This window comes from Microbacterium sp. zg.Y909, assembly GCF_024626565.1.
In genome coordinates this window covers 1-4,618 of record NZ_JANJFJ010000351.1, presented here as the reverse complement: position 1 = coordinate 4,618, position 4,618 = coordinate 1, and the positions used below count along the sequence as shown (strand labels likewise).

Annotated in this window: 5 protein-coding genes; 1 reads left to right on the top strand and 4 read right to left on the bottom strand. The window is 71.6% G+C overall.

What is annotated here, in order from left to right; genetic code table 11:
- Positions 1-359: extracellular solute-binding protein (locus tag NQ160_RS18960; RefSeq protein WP_257516664.1), on the bottom strand; the 359-nt coding region annotated here is incomplete at its 3' end.
- Positions 360-460: 101 nt separating this feature from the next.
- Complete coding sequence (locus NQ160_RS18955) at positions 461-1,690, bottom strand: ROK family transcriptional regulator (RefSeq protein ID WP_257516663.1); 1,230 nt, start codon at positions 1,688-1,690, stop codon at positions 461-463.
- A 169-nt stretch (positions 1,691-1,859) separates the two neighbouring features.
- Here NQ160_RS18955 and NQ160_RS18950 point away from each other — a divergent pair, with 169 nt between their 5' ends.
- A complete protein-coding gene (locus tag NQ160_RS18950; protein WP_257516662.1) occupies positions 1,860-3,179 on the top strand; it encodes an MFS transporter in 1,320 nt (439 codons plus the stop codon).
- Between the two features lie 18 nt (positions 3,180-3,197).
- On the opposite strand, the gene NQ160_RS18945 is transcribed toward NQ160_RS18950, so the two are convergent.
- Both NQ160_RS18945 and NQ160_RS18940 read right to left on the bottom strand, forming a co-directional pair.
- Positions 3,198-3,806, bottom strand: a complete 609-nt coding sequence (locus tag NQ160_RS18945; RefSeq protein WP_257516661.1) for a flavodoxin family protein — start codon at positions 3,804-3,806, stop codon at positions 3,198-3,200.
- A gap of 81 nt (positions 3,807-3,887) precedes the next feature.
- Positions 3,888-4,618 (bottom strand): metallophosphoesterase family protein (locus NQ160_RS18940; RefSeq protein WP_257516660.1); only part of this gene is annotated, 731 nt, incomplete at its 5' end.

The following is a 4,618-nucleotide window of genomic DNA, read 5'->3' as shown; positions in this document are numbered from 1 at the left end:
TCGTCGAGGTTGAGCAGATAGCCCGCTTCGACGTCGCTGCGCACGTTGAAGGTGTCCTCGTAGAACACGTCGGGGGCGGTGTCGGGGGAGCCGAGCGACAGCTGCAGGCGGGTCTTGTATTCGTCGTCGGTCGCGGTGATGGGCTGCAGCTCGACGGTGACCCCTTCGTTCTCGGCTTCGAACTGCTCCTTCGCCTGGGTGAGGAGGGTGTCCAGCGCCGTGAACGAATCGGTCTTCGAGTACACGACGGTGACGGTGTCGCCGTCGGTGGAATCCCCGCCGTCGGCGGAGCACCCGCCAAGCACGAGGGCGAGTGCGACGCAAGCGGTGACGGCGGTGACGGTCGGCAATGCCCTCATGGTGCTGCTCCTTTGCTGGGCCCCGGGTAGGCAGAGGCGGCAGGCGCCTCGCGGCATTAAGTCAATCGAATGGACTTAAAGGATGTCAAGCGGGGAAGGTGTCAATTGCGCAACAGTGAGGTCGGCCGCGGCGTCAGCATCTCATCGAGGATGAGGCATGCCGCTCCGATCGCGCCCACGTCGTCGCCCAGCGCCGTCCCGACCACCGTGACGTCGTGAAGGCCCCGGGCGACCCGCAGGCCTTCCAGCGCCTCCGCCACCTGGGGATCGAACCAGGGGCCCAGCCGCGACCACAGCGGACCGCCGAGCACGACGCGGTCGACATCCAGCAGGTTGCAGACCACCGACAGGGCGCGGGCGACCCGGTGCGCGGCGCGGTCGAGCAGCGAGCCGGAGAGGGGATCGCCAGCGCCTGCGCGGCCGACGAGCGCTGAGAAGGCGTGGTCGATGGTGACCGGGTCATCCGACGTGCGGCCTGCGGGGAGGATGCCGAGCTGCTCGGCCTCGGCCACGAGGGCCGCCGGCGTGCAGCTCACGGCCACGCAGCCGCGCAGGCCGCACGAGCAGGGCGCACCGGTCGGGTCGGTGACGATGTGGCCGATCTCGCCGGCGTTGCCCGAGCCGCCGCGCACCACGTCATCGGGGAGCATCAACCCCACGCCGAGGCCCGTGCCGAGGTACAGGAACGCAAAGCTGCCGGTGGTGTCGGTCGAGACCCAGCGCTCGGCGACGGCCGCGGCGGTGACGTCCTTGTCGAGCACGACCGCAAAGCCGGTCGCCCGCGCGATCGCGTCACGCAGCGTCACGCGGTGCCAGCCGCCGAGGTTCGGCGGGTCGACCACGACTCCCCGCCCGGCGTCGATGGGTCCGGGGGCGGCGATCCCGACTCCCACGATGCGGGTGCGGTCCACGCCGGTGGCATCCACCAGTCGCTCGAGCTCCCTGGTGATCAGCCGCACGGTGTGCTCGGGGTCGTTGGCGTCGGGGGTGGGGTGATGGTGACGGGCGACGACTTCGCCGTCGATCCCCAGCATCACGAAGCTCAGCACGCTGGGATCCACGTGTACCCCCAGTGCGAACCGGCTGCGCGGTGCGAGGCGCAGCGTGGTGCGGGGCTTGCCCGGTCCCGGGGTCACCGAGGTGCGGCCGGCCTCTGCGACGATGCCGGCATCCATCAGTCGTTGCGTGATGTTCGACACGGTCTGGGCGGACAGGCCGGTGAGCGCGGCGAGCTCCACCCGGCTGAGGCCGCCGGATCGGCGGATCTGGTCGAGGATCACCGCCTGGTTGAAGCCGCCGACGCTCGGTTGGTTGGCGCCGCGACGGGCCATTGCGCACCTGCTCTGTCGGATCTTCCGACGAGCGTAGCGCCCGCTCAGGTAAGGGCCGGTATCCTTGACGCGGTGCGTCTGGGGTCTCCGGCGCACGACACGGTGCATCTACCTGCTGGAAAGGCAAGGCGGCACGTCTGAACCTGCCCGCCGAACCGAGGTCTTCGCCATGTCTGCTCTCGCCGTTGATGATCGCCCGCTGATCGTCCACACCGGTCCCTGGTACTTCCCGATCGCGTTCCTGGCGCGTCTGCCGTTCGCCATGATGGTCGTCGGCGTGCTGACGCTCGTCGTCTCCTCCACCGGCTCGGTGGCGCTCGGCGGCCTCACCTCGGCCGCAGTGGGGATCGGCACGGTCATCGCCGGTCCGATCGTCGGCGACGCGGTGGACCGCCACGGCCAGCGCCGGGTGCTCGTGCCACTGGGGCTGGTCAACAGCGCCCTGCTGGCGGCGTTCCCCTTCGTCGTGGCAGCCGCGACGGCGGATTGGATGCTGCTTCTCGCAGCCCTGCTGATCGGCCTGACCGCCCCGCAGGCGGCGGCGATGTCGCGCAGCCGGCTGATGGCGATCATCCGCGAGCGCCTCACGGTGTCGCGCCGCGAGCGCACGTTCTCGCGCACCATGGCGTACGAGTCGGCCGCCGACGAGACGGCGTTCGTCATCGGGCCCGTCGTCGTCGGTGTGCTCGCGTCGTTCATCGCGCCCTGGGCGCCTGTGGCCGGCGCCGCTGTGCTGAGCTTCGTCTTCGTCACCGCGTTCGCGCTGCATCCGACCGCACGCGCGGCCTCGCCCGCCGCGGGGGACGAGCCGGCTGTGATCGCGCCCGCGCGCGAGCTGCTGCGCATGCCGGTGCTGGTCATCGTCGCGGCGACGTTCGCCGTCGGCGCGTTCTTCGGCACGACGCTGACCTCGCTCACCGCCTTCATGAAGGCACAGGGCGACGTGGACTCGGCGGCGCTGCTGTACGGCGTGATGGGGATCGGGTCGGCGGTGCTGGCCCTTGCGGTCGCGGTGCTGCCGACCCGGTTCGCGCTGCGGTGGCGCTGGATGCTGTTCGCCGCCGTGCTGGTGGCGGCGACGGCCGCCTTCACGCTGAGCGGCACGGTCACCGCCGTCACCGTGGCGTTGGCGATCATGGGGCTGGGCGTCGGTCCGACGCTCGTGACCCTCTTCAGCCTCGCCGGCAACCGCAGCCCCATCGGGCGCACGGCGACCGTGATGACGGTGCTCGGCTCGGCCGTCGCCCTCGCGCAGTCGCTGGCTTCGGCCGTGACCGGAGCGGTCGCGGAGGACTTCGGCGTCGAGACGGCGATGGCCTTCCCGCTCGTCGCGGCGGGGGTCGTCCTGCTGCTCGCGGTGGTCAACCTCGCGGTGGAGTGGCGCGCGCGGCGGGTTGCGGTGGGTTCGGGCGTGTCCGTCGCTTCCGCGGCTTCTGTGGTCGCAGATGGCCCTGTCGAGGCGGGCGCCGGGGCCGTTCGCGACGACTGAACCGGCCCCGCCCGCCGCTCACGAGGCCGGAGCCGGGAAAGGGCGCTCCTTCAGGAGCGCCGCGAGGTGCGCGGCGTGGCGGGCGACTGTCTCGGTGGTGGTCGCGACGGCTTCCGGCGTTTCGTCGAGGTCCTTGTAGTCGGTGGTCTGCATGGCCTCGCCGTTCCAGTACACGCCGCCCTGCGACGGGATCGTGAATCCGACGTCGTTGAGGCCCTGGAACGCATCCGCGATGACGGCGTGCGCGCCATCCTCGTTGCCGACGACGGCGACGACGGCGACCTTTCCGGCGAGCAGCGGGCGGCCCTCGTCGTCGGTCTCGGAGATCTCGGCATCCAGTCGCTCGATCACGCGCTGGGCGACGCTGGACATGTGGCCGACCCAGGTGGGCGTGGCGAAGACGAGGATGTCGGATGCCAGCACACGCCCCCGGATCAGGGGCCACGCGTCGCCGTCGCCCATGTCGGCCTCGACTCCGGGCTTGACGTCGTGGTCGACCACGCGCACGGTCTCGCCCGTGACGTCGTGGGCGGCGAGGGCGTCGAGCACCTGCTGGGCGAGCAGGTCGGTGCTGGACTCGGCGGGCGAGGGCTTCAGGGTGCAGTTGAGGACGAGGGCGCGGAGCATGGGGATTCCTTCCGGTTTCACCTCAGGCTACGAATCGTCGCGAGCCCGTCCCAGTGGTTGACAGCTCGGCGCCGCGAACACTCACTCGCGCCAGGCGATGCCGGCGGCGGCGATGCGGCGGGCGGCCTCGTCGGCGGGCACGTGCTCGCCGACGGTCGAACCGCGCCCCAGCGCGACGGGGGAGTGCACGATCGTGTCGGCATAGACGTTCACCAGGTTGTAGCCCTGCGCGGCATCCTGCCCCCGCGTCGAACCCACGGCGGTCGCGAGATCCTGTCCGTACGCGCTCGACGACGCGACGGCGACGGGAATGCCGGCGAACGCGCCGAACGACGGGTGGTGCACGTGCCCCGACAGGATCGCCCGCACATCCGACCCGCGCAGCACGTTCGCGAGCGCCTCCTGCCCGCGCAGCTCCACCGTCACCGCAAGATCGAGCACGGTCGGAAGCGGCGGGTGGTGCACGACCAACAGGCTGCCCTCCGGCGCCGGGCGGGAGAGCTCGTCGCGCAGCCAGGCCGTCTGCGCCTGGCCGATCTCTCCCCAGTGCTCGCCAGGCACGGTCGAATCCAGCACCAGCACGCGGAGCCCTCCGAACCAGCGGGTGAAGCAGACGGGCGATGTCGGGTCGGCCGCGTCCGGCAGCGGCAGCTCCGCGCGCATCGCGGCGCGGTCGTCGTGGTTACCCGCGGCCCACACCACCTCGGCGCCGATCCGCTCGGCGACGGGCTCGACGAGGGCGCGCAGCCGACGGTACGCCGACCGGTCGCCCCGGTCGACGAGGTCCCCCGCCAACAGCAGCGCGTCGGGGC

Coding starts and splice junctions, on each gene's coding strand:
- NQ160_RS18955 (WP_257516663.1), bottom strand. CDS start 1,690: ATGGCCCGTCGCGGCGCCAACCAACCGAGCGTCGGCGGCTTCAACCAG.
- NQ160_RS18950 (WP_257516662.1), top strand. CDS start 1,860: ATGTCTGCTCTCGCCGTTGATGATCGCCCGCTGATCGTCCACACCGGT.
- NQ160_RS18945 (WP_257516661.1), bottom strand. CDS start 3,806: ATGCTCCGCGCCCTCGTCCTCAACTGCACCCTGAAGCCCTCGCCCGCC.